Below are 14,813 nucleotides of genomic sequence, written 5' to 3'. Positions count from 1 at the left end.
TCATACGGTGAAGACCGGCACGGGGTTGCACCAGCGATCCTTGTATTCACGGTCGGCGCGACCGAAGGAAAAGCGCAACGGTTTGTCCTGCGCCCGGGCATGCTCCCAGGCGCTTTGCGTATTGAGGAAACTCAGCACGCTGCCGGGGCTGAACTCGCGAGTTTCGGGATCGACTCCGCCGTTGATGTACTCGACGCTGATCCACTGCGGGGTTTCGACGCGGTACACCAGTTGAATCGCAATCGGCGCATCGTTGAGGAAAATCACCGAGCCGATCAGCAACTCGCGCAGCAACTCGATGACCTCGGCCATGCGTTCGGCACCCGTCGCCGGGAAGCCCCAGCGGCGCTGGAACAGGTCGCAGTAAATCGCCGCCAGCTCAGTGCTGGAAAATTCGGACACCGGCCGCACCACGCCACCAGCCTCTTCCAGCAAGCGCAATTCGCGGCGTTGGTTATAGCGAAATTTTTTCGACAGTTCTTCGGGTGTGCGGGCCATGGCCAGTTGTTCGGTTTGCAACTTGATGCCAGTGAAACGGCCTTCGTTCAGCGCCGACAGATACCGCGCACGATGGCGCAAAGGCGCCTGGGTATCGGCAGCGGCCGGCAGGATGATCTCGGCGTTGCCCAGGTCGAACAGACCTTTCTTGCCGCGTCGCTTGAGCACGTCCTTGGACAAGGCCAGGTCGCGGCCCCAGGTCGGGATCGCCGCCTTGACCTCATCACCCTGCACCCAGGCCAGGTAACGCACCGGAATGTCGGCCAGTTGCGCCAGCCGCTCGACCACCACGGGATGAGTCGCGACGCTGCCGCCATAACGCTGCCAGGTTTCGGCGTAAGTCGAGGCGTCGACTACCGCCCAGCCACGCTCGCGCCAGCCTTGAAATCGGTTGAGCATCAGCCCCTCTGTGCCAGTTCGGTAACGTGCGGCAAGTGCCAGAAAGCATCGCGCACTGCGCGATCGGAGAAGCGTTCGCGCAAGCGCTCGAGCATCAACTCGGCACACTGCCGGCGCTGCTGATCATCCATGCCGACCAGATGTTGCAGCCCTTGGGCCAGACGCTCGGCATCGCCCAACGGGAACAGGATGCCCACGCCTTCGACCACCTCTTTCGCTCCACCGCACGCTGTGGCCAGCAAGGGAACGCCAGCGGCCATGGCCTCCAGCAGCACCATGCCGAACGGTTCGTGATCGGAACTCAAGGCGAATACGTCGAAGGCCCGGAAGTAGTTACGCGCATCCGGCACCTGACCGAGGAACAGAACCCGGTCTCCGATGCCCAGCTCCCGGGCCTGTGCCTTGAGGTTCTCCTCCAGGCGCCCCTTGCCGAGAATCACCAGCTGGCTGTTGGCCGGCAACCCCGGCAACGCCTCGGCGAAACCCTGCAGCAATGTGGCCTGGTCCTTATCCGGATGCAGTCGTCCGACGTTGCCGACGATCCACGCATCTGCCGCCAAACCGAGGGTTTCCCGGGCCTCGCGAGCCGACACCTGGGTCGCCTGCAAGGCGTCCACGTCGATACGGTTGTACAAGGTCTGGATCCGCGAAGCCGGCCACTTCGGCAGGCATTGGCGCATGTCGTCGCGCACGGCGTCGGACACGCCGAGCAAACTCAGACGCTTGCGGAATATATGCGCGAACAGTTTGCGGCTGCCACGTTTGTAATCGTCAAAAGCGTGATGCACGCCAATCACCGGCAACGACGTGCCGAGCAAGGCGATATAGATCGGCTTGAAGCGGTGGGCGACGCAGAAACTGAAGTTGCGCGACGCGGCGATCTTGCGCAGATCGCCGATGGCCCCCAGCTTCAGGCCACGAATGGCCTTGGAGCTGTACTCCATGAACAGCACTTCATCGGAAGCACAACCCGCGGCGACTTCGGCATCGGCAACCCCGGTGAGAAACACCGTGGTCACTCGATAACCGGTCCCCGCGAACAGGCTGGCGTACTGCCGTGCGCAGTCCAGGAACGGCCCGTCATAGCCGTGGCAGAACTGCAGCACATGACGTTCAGCCGAACGTGTCATAGGCGTTCGCGCCCTCTTTGACCACCAGAATGTCTTCCATGATCAGATACTGTAGATCCGAACCGAAGAACATGTTCAGCGCATCGGTCGGCGAGCAGATCATTGGTTCGCCGCGACGGTTGAGCGAGGTGTTGAGCGACACGCCGTTGCCGGTGAGCACTTCCAGCGCTTTCATCATGTCGTAGTAGCGCGGGTTGTATTCGCGCTTGAGCACCTGGGCGCGGGAGGTTCCGTCTTCATGGACAACTTCCGGCACGCGGGTCTTCCACTCTTCCGCCACTTCGAAGGTGAAGGTCATGAACGGAGCCGGGTGATCGATCTTGATCATCTGCGGCGCCACGGTGTCGAGCATCGACGGGCAGAAAGGCCTCCAGCGCTCGCGGAACTTGATCTGGTGGTTGATCCGGTCAGCCACGCCCGCAATGCTCGGGCAACCGATGATCGAACGACCGCCCAAGGCGCGCGGACCAAACTCCATGCGGCCCTGGAACCAGGCCACCGGGTTGCCATCGACCATGATTTTGGCGATCTGCTCCGGCATGTTGTCGAGCTTGCGCCAGGTCGGTTTATTCTCGTGACGGGCGCAGGCCGCGATCACGTCTTCGTTGCTGTACGACGGGCCGAGGTAGACGTGCTCCATCTTCTCGACCGGTACGCCACGGGCGTGGGACACATACGCCGCCGCGCCGACTGCGGTACCGGCGTCGCCGGACGCAGGCTGTACGAACAGCTCTTTGACGTCGTCACGGGCAATGATTTTCTGGTTGAGCTTGACGTTCAACGCACAGCCACCGGCGTAGGCCAGCTTGCCGGTTTCCTTGAGCACGTCGCCCAGGTAGTGGTCGATCATCTGCAGCGAAATTTTTTCGAACAGCGCTTGAATGCTGGCGGCATAGTGGATGTAAGGCTCATCGGCGATGTCGCCTTCGCGCTTGGGACCCAGCCACTCGATCAGCTTCGGCGAGAAGTAGTAACCCTTGCCCTTCTCTTTGTAGCGACGCAGGCCGATGACGTTGGCGTAGTCGGTGTTGATCACCAGCTCGCCGTTTTCGAACGAGGCCAGGCGCGAGAAATCGTATTTGCTGGCGTCGCCGTACGGCGCCATGCCCATGACCTTGAACTCACCGTCAAGCATATCGAAGCCGAGGAACTCGGTGATCGCACCATACAGGCCGCCGAGGGAGTCCGGATCGAAGAATTCCTTGATCTTGTGGATCTTGCCGTTTTCGCCATAACCGAAGAAAGTCGTGGCGTACTCGCCCTTGCCGTCGATGCCCAGGATCGCGGTTTTCTCTTTGAAACCGGAGCAGTGATAAGCGCTGGAGGCGTGGGCCAGGTGGTGTTCGACCGGCTCGATCTTGATCTTCTTCGGATCAAAACCCAGTTGCTCCAGGCACCAGACGATCTTGTTGCGATAGCGCTTGTAGCGACGGTTGCCCATCAGGATCGCGTCGAGTGCACGGTCCGGGGCGTACCAGTAACGCTTGGCGTACTGCCAGCGGGCCTTGCCGAACAGGCTGATCGGTGCGAATGGAATCGCTACCACGTCGACATCGGACGGCTTGATACCGGCCTGTTCCAGGCAGAATTTCGCCGATTCGTAGGGCATGCGGTTCTTTGCATGTTTATCGCGTACGAAGCGCTCCTCTTCAGCCGCCGCGACCAGCTTGCCGTCGATATACAGGGCTGCGGAAGGATCATGGCTAAGGGCGCCGGACAGGCCAAGAATCGTCAATGCCACAGGGGTCTAGCCTCTTTAGTCTGCATGCAGGCGCAAGCGCCTCAAAATTAATGTGCCCTCGCAAGGGGCGAGAGACAGCTAAAGGGCGGGATTATAGCGTAAAAGCAGCGGCAAGCCTCTAGCCGCAAGCGGCCAGCAACTGCGGCGGGAACCTCGCGGCATTTTTATCCGCGCGCAGGTCGCCAATAGATGGAAATATTGCCGTCCACGCTTTGCCGGTAAATCGTGTATGGCAAGACAACGGTATCCAGCGCGCCAGACAGGGCCAGGTCCACCAATATGAGTGGTACAAGGAAACCCGTAGGGTCTGGCGGCGCATTTAATACACAGAAGTCGTAAGCCAGGCCGCTGTAGACCCGGGGAATGGACTGGCAATAGGTCTTTTGCCGGCGCAGCCCCTGCGCTGCGTCGGCTTCATCCTGCAGGACGGTGGCGGCGGTTCCGCAGCCCATTAGCGACACTGATAAAACACCCAATGAAACTGCCATTTTGATCGTCACAGCCTGACCTCCGAGAACGTCAGGCAAACTAGCATCGGGGCGATTCGGGCCACAGGTCATGACTTCCGAAGATCGCGTAGGACGGTTCACAAGAACCTGTCTGCTTTTCTGGTTGGCCTTGCGGGCCTCTTCGCGAGCAGGCTCGCTCCCACATTTGGACTGAGGTGTTCACAGGTTTTGTGTTCACCACCAATCCCTGTGGGAGCGAGCCTGCTCGCGAAAAGGATTCAGCCAGCGCTGGAGATGTCCTTCGGCAACCGCCGATCAATGACCTGATAAAGGGCGCTGCCTTCAGGCCAATTGCGCATGAACCGCGCGCGATCCCTTGCATACGCCGGGGCGAAGCTGCCGAGGGAGCCGTGTTGGCACATCGAATCGAGGTCGATCAACGCCCAGCGATCCTGCTGCCAGAACAGGTTATGCCCCTTGAAGTCGCCATGGCTGATGCGTTCGCGAATCAACTCGGCAAACAGATGATCCAGCGCCACCAGCTCGGCTTCTGGTGCATCGCCACGCTCAACATACGGCGCAAAACGCTCAATGATGTCCGGCCCCGGCAGGTACTCGGTGATCAGGTAAGCCCGGCTGCGCAGCCATAGAAAACGCTTTTCCAACAATGCCAGCGGCTTGGGCGAGGCAATCCCGAGGAACGCCAGGCGATTGCCTTCGCGCCATGAATGCCAGGCCCGGCTCGGGCGCCAGAAACGCTTGAGCCAGTGGGCAAAACCCTTGATGTTGTAGCGTTTGATCACCAGCGTGCGGCCATCCACCTCGACCTTGCCGACACTCGCCGCACCGCCGGTTTTGTACAGATGCCCCTGATCGAGCAAGGCATCGGCCCGCTCCAGCACAGGCACCATTGACGACACTTCCTCGCGACGGATCGCCTGCAAGCCGAAGGCCCCGCGCTGGACGCTGAACAGCGTGCACTCGCGGCCGACCTTGATCAGGAAGTCCTTGAGACGCCAGCTGCGGACCTTGTCGATCTGCTTCTGCAACGCTTCCATGGGCAAGGCGTGCTCGCCGTTGCTCAGCAGGTAATACACCAGCAACTCTTCAATGAAGGGTTCGATCGACTTCGGCAACTGGGCGAAGAACACCCCGAGGTTTTCCAGAACTTTCTGCCGTGACAGCGGCTGGCCTGGCGTCTCACAGCAGATGCCCGCGCCATCGATCAGGTACAGACGACCGCCCTGGCGCAGCAAGTTGTCCAGGTGCAGGTCTTCCTGCCACAGGCCCTTGCGGTGCATCTGACCGATCGCGCCCAACGCTTCGGCCAGCACCGCCCCTTGTCCATCGGATAGTACGGGCTGCTGCTCAACCTGCTTCCAGGTGTCGCCCAGGCTTTCGGCATGCTCAAGGAAATCAAACAGCAGCCAGCCACCCTCGCCATCCTTCAGACCATCAGCCAACAGCTGCGGCGTGGTCAGCCCCTGGGCAGACAGCAGGCGCACGCCGTCCAGCTCACGCTGAAAATGCCGTGCGGCCTTGCTGCCGACCAGCAATTTGGCCAACACCGGCCGGCCACGCCAGACGCCAGCACCGACATAACGCTGCCCCGGCAACACCCGCAACAGGCTCAGCAGTTGCAAGTCGGCGGGGCCGGCGGCGTCGGCCAGCGAAACGTTCAACGGCAAGCTTGGGGTGCGGCCGGCAGACTTCAGTTCGGATAAACGCATCAGCGCGGCCTCTTCTGGCTGCGCCGCGCGGTCAAACGCTGCAGCCAGCTGTCGATCAGCGAGCTGTCCTGCGGTTGATCCAGATAGGCGGCCAGCAATTGCCGCAGTTGCGACTCGCCCCACTCGGGCGCGCGACGCGTCAGCGGTTCCAGGTCCTTGATTCGGTCACGCTGCCCGTACAGCAGCGGCCGGGTCTTTTCCAGATCTATCAATTGAGCCTGATAGCCATTGCCGGTGGCGCGCATGAAAATGTGCTTGGGATAGAAACAACCATGCACCTGGCGTGCGGCGTGCAGTTGCCTGGCCAGTTCGCCACTGGCCTTGAGGATTTCCGAGTGCTGCTCAGGGCTCAATTGAGTCCAGCGCTGCAACAGCGAGTCGAGGTCGTCCCAACCGTCCAGGGCGCGGGTCAGCAGGATCGCGCGGACCTCGCCATTGACCTTGCGCTCCCCGTAGAACACCGCTTGCAGCGCCGGAATGCCCATCTTCCGGTAACGGGAGATGTTGCGAAACTCGCGAGCGAAACTCGGCTCGCCGAACGGCGCGCGCAAGGTGCGGGTCAGGTAGTTGCTTTGACGCTTGAGGTAGAAACCATGACCTTCCAGATCCAGCCGAAACACGCTGCTCCAGCCGCCGCGACCGGTGTTGGGTTCGTCCACCGCATCGAGCTGTTTGGCCCAGAGCGCCTCGAACGTGCCGAGGCCATGGCGCTCAAGCAGCGCACGGTCTTCAGCGGCCAGAAAATCAGTCATTCGCGTCCCTCGAAAAATCTCACCACGTGCCGGATGCGTTTCTTGTCCGAAGCATTGAGCCGGGTCCGGTTGCGGTATTGCAGGTAAAAGCGCAGGCGCTGGGTAGCCGACAGTTGATACTTGGCGACCTTGTCCAGGCACGCCAGATCCTTGGTAATACGGTACTTGAGCCAGAAACCGCGCCAGAAATCGCCGTTGGGGCAATCGATCAAAAATACTCGAGCCTCATCGTCGATCAGCAGGTTGCGCCACTTCAAATCATTATGGGTGAAGCGGTGGTCGTGCATGGTCCGGGTGTATTGGGCCAGCTGACGACTGACGGTATCGACCCAGGCACGATCCGACAATTTCGGATCGCGCCGCTCGGCCAATGCCGACAAGTCTTCGGTACGCGGCAGCTCCCGGGTAATCATCGCGCCGCGAGCGTAGGCCGCACCGCGTCGTTCCAGTCCCCAGGCCACCACTTCGGCAGTGGGGATGCCCCACTTGGCGAAGCGCTTGAGGTTCTGCCATTCCATCTTCACCCGAGGCTTGCCCAGGTAACGCCGCAAGCCTTTGCCAGCGCCCACATACCGTTTGACGTAATAGTTGACGCCATTGCGCTCGACACGGATGACCTCCGAGAGCACGTCACTGGTCAAACGCTCGCCTTGCAGCGCAAACACAGCCTCAAGGCTGCCAAAGTCATCGGCCAGCTCGCTGTAGGCCGGATCCAGTTTCCAACCCGACATCAGAGCGCATCCCCGTATCGCTGTTTACGCTCGTAGAGCTTGTTGGCCTTGCCGTCGAGCCAGCTCAGCAGCCCAGCTTCTTCGCTCAGGATCTGACGCAGCGGCTGCTGGAAATAGCCCTTGAGGAAACGCAGCTTGTCGCGGCGGGTCAGGCCAATGTCCAGGGCCGAAAAGTACAGGGCCGCCAGATCCTTGTTACGCCAGCGCGAGGTGATCGTCGGGCGGGTCTGGGCGCGGTGCAGGTCGATTACCGAAAGCTTGAAGTCATCAAAGGTCACCGGCTTGTCGGTATGCAGCAGGAAATGGCAGATGTAGCAGTCGCGGTGGTTGACCCCGGCGCGGTGCATCATGCCGGTCATGCGTGCGACTTCGGCGATCAGCGCGCGCTTGAGTTTTGGCTCGGGCGGTTGCTGGGTCCAGTTGATACTGAAGTCTTCGAGGCTGACCGTGGGCGCCAGCTCTTCGGTGACGATGAACGAGTGCTGGTCGGCCGGGTTGCTGCCCTTTTCGCCATACGCGACGGCGGTCATGGTCGGCACTCCGGCTTCCTGCAGGCGCTGAATCGCCTTCCACTCCTGACCGGCACCCAGTACAGGAAGCTTGGCAGTGAGCAGGTTCTTGAAGATTTCGGCCCAGCCGATGCCACGGTGGATTTTCACGAAAAACCCGTTGCCGTCGACTTCCGTGCGTAATGTCCGGCGCGCTTCCAGTTCGCGGTACACCTCGCCCTTGAGCCCCTCGACTTCGGCGAACGGGTCGCGTCCGGCCCAGAGGCTTTTGAACGGTTCAGCCAGCATCAACTTCATTTAAGCGTGCTCCGCCAGAATCACATCGGCCGCGTGCTGCGGCATGCTGTAGAGGTCGGCCGTTTCGGCGAAGGCCAGACCATTGCGGCTCCAGGCCGCCCTTGCTTGAGCGTCGTTCAACATGCCGGTCAGGTACTGCGTCAGTTGTGCCTGATCGAACGGTTCGTCCAGCACCAGGCCCGCATCGGCCTCGGCGATGTAATGGGCGTAACCGCACACTGCACTCACCAGCACCGGCAGGCCGGCCACCAGGGCTTCGAGCAAAACCGTGCCGGTGTTTTCGTTGTACGCCGGGTGGATCAACAGGTCGGCACCCAACAGGAAACGCGGGATATCGCTGCGCCCCTTGAGGAAGGTGACGTTGTCGCCCAACCCCAATGTCGCGCTCTGCATCTGGAATAACTTGGGGTCGTCCTGGCCGATTACAAACAGGCGAGTGCGCTTCTTCAGATCAGCGGGCAATGCCGCCAATGCCTTGAGGCTGCGATCCACGCCCTTGGTCTTGAACCCGGAGCCGATCTGCACCAGCAGCAGTTCGTCGTCCTTGAGATCGAATTCAGAACGGAACCCTGCGCGAATTTCATCGGCATCGGCCGGCCGGCGACGATCCTGGGCAATGCCCGGCGGCAGCAGGTGGAAGCGTTCCAGCGGCGTGTCGTAATGCTTGATGAACAGCGGTTGCTGGACTTCGGAAATCATCAGTACTTCGGTCTTCGCCTCTTTGGCGAACACCGCCCGCTCGTATTCGGCGAAGTGGCGATAGCGACCCCAGCGGCGATACAGCGAGTTACGCAGGTTCTGCGCCTTGTCTTCGAAACAGCCGTCGGCGGCGTAGTAGACGTCCAGGCCCGGCATCTTGTTGAAGCCGATCAGGCGGTCCACCGGGCGCTTGGCCAGGTCCGCCTCCATCCATTCGCTGAGCTTCTCGTTGCGGCGATGGTTGAAGAACGCCTTGACCGGCGCCACCAGCACTTCGAAGCCCGGCGGTACGTCGCCTTCCCAGATCAGCGTGTAGACGCGAATCTGATGGCCGCGCTTCTGGCACTCCAGGGCAATGCGCATGAAATCGCGCTGCAAGCCACCAAAGGGAAAGTATTTGTACAGGACAAATGCCAATTGCATCAGCGCAGCTCCTCAGCCATTAACAACGTGCTCAGTCGGCTGGCGACACGCTCGGGATTCAGACGCGTGAAGCACAGGGGCCACTCGCGTTTCAGGTCAAACTGACGGCCATCTTCGGCCGTCGGTTGGTAAGTGCATTTCTTTTGCAGGCACGGCGCGCAAGGGAAGTCGCTGGCCATGTGAATCTGCACTTTGCCATAGGCGCCGGTCAGGCCCGGGTTGGTCGGGCCGAACAGCGACAGCGTCGGCACATCCAGTGCGGCGGCCAGATGGCCCAGTCCGGTGTCCACCGCCACGCAGGCCTGTGCACCCGCCAGCACCTTGCCGACACCGGCCAGGTTCAATTTTGGCAACACTTCGGCGTGTTTGAAACCGGCAGCGATGCGCTCGGCCCGGGCTTTCTCCAAGGCATTACCCCACGGCAACTTCACCCCGACGCCCAGGTAGCCGACCCGTTCGGTCAGCTCGCGCCAATAGGCTTCGGGCCAGTGCTTGGTGTCCCAGGTGGTGCCATGCAGAAACACCACGTACGGATTTTTGCGCGGCAATTCCACCAGGCGTTCGACATTCAAGCCGTAGTCACCCAGGCCTTTGGGCAAGTCATAGCCCAGCGCGATGGCGAACAACTGACGCACTCGCTCCACCGCGTGCTGCCCACGGGCAACGGCCAGGCGTCGATCGTAAAAGCGCGCAGCGATGGGCTCGCGCGCCGAGTTTTTATCGAGGCCGGCCACCGGGGCCTTGACGTAACGGGTCAGCCAGGCGCTTTTCAGCAAGCCCTGGGCGTCGATCACCAAGTCATATTGGGTGGCGCGAACGCTTTGCTTGAAGCGCTTCCACTCACCGCTCTTGATGGTCTGCCAGATGTTTTTGCGCCAGCGACGGATCGCCACCGGAATCACCTTGCCCACCGCCGGATGCCAGGTCGGGATCTCGGCAAAGCCTTCTTCCACCACCCAGTCGAATTTGATGCCGGGAATCGCCCGTGCCGCGTCGGTCAACGCCGGCAACGCGTGAATGACGTCGCCCAGCGAAGAAGTCTTGATCAACAGAACCCGCAAGCTATTTGACCTCGACCGGAGTGCCTTGCAACCGCTGCAAGGCTTCGTTCACCGCTTGCGGCATGAGTTGGCGCAGGCAGTTGTAATGGCCGAAACGGCAGGTGCGATCGAAGCACGGGCTGCACTCGATGCCCAGGCGTACGATTTCGACATGCTCGGCCAACGGTGGCGTGAAACCCGGCGACGTCGACCCGTAGACCGCGACCAGCGGGCGGTTCAGCGCGGCGGCGACGTGCATCAGGCCGGAGTCGTTGGACACCACCGAATCTGCACAGGACATCAGGTCGATGGCTTCGGCCAGCGAGGTGCCGCCACTGAGGTTCACTGACTCTTCACGCAGGCCGGGAATCAGCCGCGCGCGGATGTCTTCGCCCACGGCATGGTCGTTTTTCGAACCGAACAGCCAGACTTGCCAGCCTTCGCGGATCTTCGTTTCGGCAACCTTGGCGTAATGCTCGGACGGCCAGCGCTTGGACTCGCCGAACTCGGCGCCGGGGCACAGGGCCAACACCGGGCGGTCGAGGGCAAGGCCGAACTTGGCCAGTGCAGCTTCGCGGGTAACCGGGTCGATCTGCAGCGCCGGACGCGGATAGGGTTTTGGCAATTCAACGCCCGGCTCGCAAGCCAGGGCCATGAAGCGCTCGATCATCAGCGGATAACGATCCTTGTCCAGCGTGCGCACGTCATTGAGCAGGCCATAGCGAAACTCGCCACGCCAGCCGGTGCGTTTCGGGATGCCGGCAAAGAACGGCACCAGCGCCGACTTCAGGGAGTTGGGCAACAGGATCGCCTGGTCGTACTGGCCAGCCAGGGATTTGCCGATGCGCCGACGCGTTGCCAGTTCCAGGACACCGTGACCGAGCGGAAAGCTCAAGGCCTGGCGAACTTCGGGCATGCGCTCAAGAATCGGCCGGCTCCACTCGGGGGCCAGCACGTCGATTTCGCATTGCGGGTGGCGTTGTTTCAGACACTGGAAAAGTGTCTGCGCCATCACCATGTCACCGACCCAACTGGGCCCAACGATCAGAATTTTCATGTGGTTTCCATAAACGAACCGGGGAGGCCTACGCCTCCCCGCCTCGAGAATCTCTGCGGGAGCACGGCGGCTTGCGATGGGTCATCACCCTCAACATTGCTGTCGACTGTCACTCCGCTATCGCGAGCAGGCTCGCTCCCACATTGGGTATTGGTGTACCTCGATCCGCATGACACTGCAGATCTACTGTGGGAGCGGGCTTGCTCGCGAAGGGGCCGTCATATCCGACATTTCTATCGACTGACACACCGCCTTCGCGAGCAAGCCCGCTCCCACATTTGAATCTCTTCGCTCCAACCGGCGCGTTTCAGCTTAGCCCCAGCTCACGCCAGATCCGCATGACCTGCAGCCGTTCGTCCGCGAACTGGTCGCCCGGAATCACCCCCGGGTCCTTCTGCAAGGCCTGCCGGTGGGCGGCGGAGCGGTAAGCTTTATACGCTTCACGCAACAGGCTGGCATCTTCGACGGGCATCAGCCCTTCATGCTCCAACTCTTCCAGAATGCGGATATTGTCCGTCCAGCGCAGCAATGGCGGGTGTGTTTCGGACCACGCCAGAGCCGCGTATTGCACCATAAATTCAATATCGACGATACCTCCGGCGTCCTGCTTGATATCGAACGGCGCCGTGGCTTCGAAGGCATTTGCCCCGGTGCCGGCCGCGGTGCTCTTGCTGCCCAGGTTATCGCGCATCTTGGCGCGCATCTCGCTGACCTCCTGGCGCAGGGTCGGCAGATCACGCGTCTTGCCCAATATCGCAGCGCGGACTTTCTCGAAGGCCTGGCCGACATCCTGACTGCCCACCAACACCCGCGCCCGCACCAGCGCCTGGTGTTCCCAGGTCCAGGCTTCGTTCTCCTGATAACGGGCAAACGCCCCCAGGGAGCTCACCAGCAAGCCCGACGCACCGGACGGCCGCAGACGCATGTCCACTTCATACAGCTGCCCGGAGTTGGTCTGCGCCGTCAGCAAGTGAATGATCCGCTGCCCCAGCCGGGTGAAAAATTGCGCGCCATCGATGGGTTTGACGCCATCGGTTTCAGCCTGCGGATCGCCGTCGTGGATGAACACCAAGTCCAGGTCCGAACCATGCCCGAGTTCCAGGCCGCCGACTTTCCCATAACCGACAATGATGAAGCCGGGATCGCACAAGGTGCCATCGGTGCGCAGCGGCGTGCCGTACTTGGCCACGGTCTGACGCCAGGCCAGTGCCAGCACTTGCTCCAGGATCGCTTCGGCGAGCCAGGTCAGGTAATCGCTGACTTTCATCAGCGGCAGGCTGCCGGCGATTTCCGAGGCGGCCACCCGCAAGCGGTGCGCCAGCTTGAAATGACGCAGGGCTTCCATTTGCTGCTCGAGGTCGTCCTCGGGGATCCGCGTCAGGCGCTCGCGCAACTCGGCCGCCAGTTCTGGCGCCAGTGGCGGCTTGAACAGCCGGCCTTCGTTGAGCAATTCGTCGAGCAGCAGCGGGAAACGGGTGATTTGCTCGGCGATCCACGGGCTCGCCGCGCACAGCGTCAGTAACCGTCGTAACGCACTGGGGTTCTCGGTCAACAGCACCAGGTACGCGGAACGACGAGCCACGGCTTCGACCAGCGGCAGCACCCGTTCCAGTACCAGGTCCGGATTGTCATGTTCCACAGCCTGTGCCAGCAAACGCGGAATAAAAGCATCGAGACGTTCGCGCCCCAGACGCTGCATTGCCCTCAATTGCGGGCTACCGCGCAAGCCAGCCAGGGCTCTCAAGGCTTTGGGAGCATCCTTGAAACCGCCCTCCTCCAGTTGGCGGCAAGCGGCCTCATCGTCCTGGGCCTCTTCCCACAGCGGCAACCACTCGCCGCCAACCACCACTTCGCTTTCAGCGCCCTGCTCTTCATCGGGATCGGCGATCACCTGCCCGAAGTGCCAGGCCACGCGGCCGCGCCAATACATCAGTTGCTCGTGGAAGGCCGTCCAGTTGGCGAAACCCAGCATAAAGGCAATGCGCGCCTGATCCTGCTCGCCATTGGGCAACATTTGCGTCTGGCGATCGGCAATCGCCTGAATCGCGTGTTCGGTGTAACGCAGGAATTCGTAACCTTCACGCAGCTCGCTGATCACGGCCGGCGGCAGGTAACCCTGGCCTTCCAGCGTGCTCAGCACCTTTAATAGTGGACGCTGCTGCAAGCTCAGATCGCGGCCGCCGTGGATAAGCTGGAACGCTTGGGCAATAAACTCGACTTCGCGAATACCGCCGGAACCAAGCTTGATGTTGTCGGCCATGCCCTTGCGCCGCACTTCCTGCTGGATCAGCTGCTTCATGGTGCGCAGCGCTTCGATGGCCGAGAAGTCCAGGTAACGCCGGTAAACGAATGGCCGCAGCATGTCTTGCAGTTGCGCCCCGGCCACCTGATCGCCGGCCACCACCCGCGACTTGATCATCGCGTAGCGTTCCCAGTCGCGCCCCTGATCCTGGTAATACTGCTCCAGCGCATTGAAGCTCAGCACCAGTGCGCCCGCCGAACCGTAGGGACGCAAGCGCATGTCGACGCGGAATACAAAGCCGTCGACGGTCATCGGGTCCAGGGCCTTGATCAGCCGCTGCCCCAGACGAATGAAGAATTCCTGGTTATCCAGCGCGCGTTTGACGCCGACGGTTTCGCCACCCTCGGGATAGGCGAAAATCAGGTCGATGTCCGACGACAGGTTCAGCTCCACGGCACCGAGCTTGCCCATGCCGAGAATGACCATCTGCTGCGGCTCGCCACTGCGCCGGCCGGTCGGCACGCCGAACTGCTGGCAATGTCGCGTGTACAACCATTGATAGGCCTGATCGATGCTGGCATCGGCCATGTCCGAGAGGTCGCGGCAGGTCTGGATCAAATCAGCCTGGCGGGTCAGATCGCGCCAGATGATCCGCACTTGATGGCGTGCACGCTGGCGGCGCAAGGCGCGACCAAGCAGATCGTCGGTCTCGGCCACGCTCACGGCGGCCGCGATCTGCCCGCACAACTCACCGGGAGCGAAGCGACGGTCCAGTTCGCCGGACCGCACCAGTTCCAGCAACATCAAAGGGTCACGAACACACTGTTCAATCACGAAATCGCTGGCGGCGGTGACGCGGGCAAATTGTGCCCAGCGTTCCGGCGTCCAGGCAGACAGCCCGTGGTCATCGTCCAGAGCGGCGACGGCAGCCCGGAACGACTGCTCGGCGCGGGTGACAAACGGCAGGAGAATGGCGGGCAGTTCGGCAAGCGAAGGGAGGCTCATGGTCTATCCTTGATCGGCGTACAACAGACTGCATGTAGTGGTTTGCGAAAACCCACTACCTGAGGGAGTGTCGAACAAAAGTTAGAAATAGCTGAAATTTCTTTAATTTTG

General features: G+C 61.4%; 12 protein-coding genes. All 12 read right to left on the bottom strand.

All coding sequences use genetic code 11. The features are described from left to right. Window positions 1-897: an antimicrobial resistance protein Mig-14 gene (locus WHX55_RS02285; protein WP_150756755.1), complete on the bottom strand. Its 897-nt coding sequence runs from the start codon at window positions 895-897 to the stop codon at window positions 1-3. Beyond that, on the bottom strand, window positions 897-2,027 hold the full coding sequence (locus tag WHX55_RS02280) for a glycosyltransferase (RefSeq protein ID WP_150727925.1): 1,131 nt from the start codon (window positions 2,025-2,027) through the stop codon (window positions 897-899). The genes WHX55_RS02285 and WHX55_RS02280 overlap by 1 nt, the downstream gene beginning before the upstream one ends. Further along, on the bottom strand, window positions 2,011-3,768 hold the full coding sequence (locus WHX55_RS02275; protein ID WP_150727926.1) for a carbamoyltransferase: 1,758 nt from the start codon (window positions 3,766-3,768) through the stop codon (window positions 2,011-2,013). Before WHX55_RS02275 ends, WHX55_RS02280 begins: the two co-directional genes overlap by 17 nt. A gap of 164 nt (window positions 3,769-3,932) precedes the next feature. After that, window positions 3,933-4,268 (bottom strand): YceK/YidQ family lipoprotein, encoded by a 336-nt coding sequence (locus WHX55_RS02270; RefSeq protein WP_150727927.1) that lies wholly within the window; start codon window positions 4,266-4,268, stop codon window positions 3,933-3,935. A gap of 227 nt (window positions 4,269-4,495) precedes the next feature. Further along, window positions 4,496-5,947: a lipopolysaccharide kinase InaA family protein gene (locus WHX55_RS02265; RefSeq protein ID WP_353741967.1), complete on the bottom strand. Its 1,452-nt coding sequence runs from the start codon at window positions 5,945-5,947 to the stop codon at window positions 4,496-4,498. Next, window positions 5,947-6,699 carry a lipopolysaccharide kinase InaA family protein gene (locus WHX55_RS02260; RefSeq protein ID WP_150754783.1) on the bottom strand — a complete coding sequence of 251 codons (753 nt, stop codon included), beginning with the start codon at window positions 6,697-6,699 and terminating at the stop codon, window positions 5,947-5,949. The genes WHX55_RS02265 and WHX55_RS02260 overlap by 1 nt, the downstream gene beginning before the upstream one ends. After that, window positions 6,696-7,430, bottom strand: coding sequence for a lipopolysaccharide kinase InaA family protein (locus tag WHX55_RS02255; RefSeq protein WP_150754782.1), 735 nt, complete (start codon window positions 7,428-7,430; stop codon window positions 6,696-6,698). Before WHX55_RS02255 ends, WHX55_RS02260 begins: the two co-directional genes overlap by 4 nt. Continuing rightward, on the bottom strand, window positions 7,430-8,236 hold the full coding sequence (gene rfaP, locus WHX55_RS02250) for a lipopolysaccharide core heptose(I) kinase RfaP (RefSeq protein ID WP_150754781.1): 807 nt from the start codon (window positions 8,234-8,236) through the stop codon (window positions 7,430-7,432). Before rfaP ends, WHX55_RS02255 begins: the two co-directional genes overlap by 1 nt. Next, the gene (locus WHX55_RS02245) at window positions 8,237-9,358 is read right to left on the bottom strand and encodes a glycosyltransferase family 4 protein (protein WP_150727932.1); all 1,122 of its coding nucleotides are present in this window, start codon (window positions 9,356-9,358) and stop codon (window positions 8,237-8,239) included. Beyond that, window positions 9,358-10,419 (bottom strand): lipopolysaccharide heptosyltransferase I, encoded by a 1,062-nt coding sequence (gene waaC, locus WHX55_RS02240; RefSeq protein WP_353741966.1) that lies wholly within the window; start codon window positions 10,417-10,419, stop codon window positions 9,358-9,360. The genes WHX55_RS02245 and waaC overlap by 1 nt, the downstream gene beginning before the upstream one ends. A gap of 1 nt (window position 10,420) precedes the next feature. Continuing rightward, window positions 10,421-11,455, bottom strand: a complete 1,035-nt coding sequence (gene waaF / locus WHX55_RS02235) for a lipopolysaccharide heptosyltransferase II (RefSeq protein ID WP_150727934.1) — start codon at window positions 11,453-11,455, stop codon at window positions 10,421-10,423. A gap of 307 nt (window positions 11,456-11,762) precedes the next feature. Beyond that, window positions 11,763-14,702, bottom strand: coding sequence for a bifunctional [glutamate--ammonia ligase]-adenylyl-L-tyrosine phosphorylase/[glutamate--ammonia-ligase] adenylyltransferase (gene glnE, locus WHX55_RS02230; protein ID WP_353741965.1), 2,940 nt, complete (start codon window positions 14,700-14,702; stop codon window positions 11,763-11,765). Window positions 14,703-14,813 lie beyond the last annotated feature (111 nt).

It is taken from the genome of Pseudomonas fluorescens (assembly GCF_040448305.1).
Lineage (GTDB): Bacteria > Pseudomonadota > Gammaproteobacteria > Pseudomonadales > Pseudomonadaceae > Aquipseudomonas > Aquipseudomonas fluorescens_BH.
This window is presented reverse-complemented; position numbering and strand designations above follow the sequence as displayed.

Coding starts and splice junctions, on each gene's coding strand:
- WHX55_RS02285 (WP_150756755.1), bottom strand. CDS start 897: ATGCTCAACCGATTTCAAGGCTGGCGCGAGCGTGGCTGGGCGGTAGTC.
- WHX55_RS02280 (WP_150727925.1), bottom strand. CDS start 2,027: ATGACACGTTCGGCTGAACGTCATGTGCTGCAGTTCTGCCACGGCTAT.
- WHX55_RS02265 (WP_353741967.1), bottom strand. CDS start 5,947: ATGCGTTTATCCGAACTGAAGTCTGCCGGCCGCACCCCAAGCTTGCCG.
- WHX55_RS02260 (WP_150754783.1), bottom strand. CDS start 6,699: ATGACTGATTTTCTGGCCGCTGAAGACCGTGCGCTGCTTGAGCGCCAT.
- WHX55_RS02255 (WP_150754782.1), bottom strand. CDS start 7,430: ATGTCGGGTTGGAAACTGGATCCGGCCTACAGCGAGCTGGCCGATGAC.
- rfaP (WP_150754781.1), bottom strand. CDS start 8,236: ATGAAGTTGATGCTGGCTGAACCGTTCAAAAGCCTCTGGGCCGGACGC.
- WHX55_RS02245 (WP_150727932.1), bottom strand. CDS start 9,358: ATGCAATTGGCATTTGTCCTGTACAAATACTTTCCCTTTGGTGGCTTG.
- waaF (WP_150727934.1), bottom strand. CDS start 11,455: ATGAAAATTCTGATCGTTGGGCCCAGTTGGGTCGGTGACATGGTGATG.
- glnE (WP_353741965.1), bottom strand. CDS start 14,702: ATGAGCCTCCCTTCGCTTGCCGAACTGCCCGCCATTCTCCTGCCGTTT.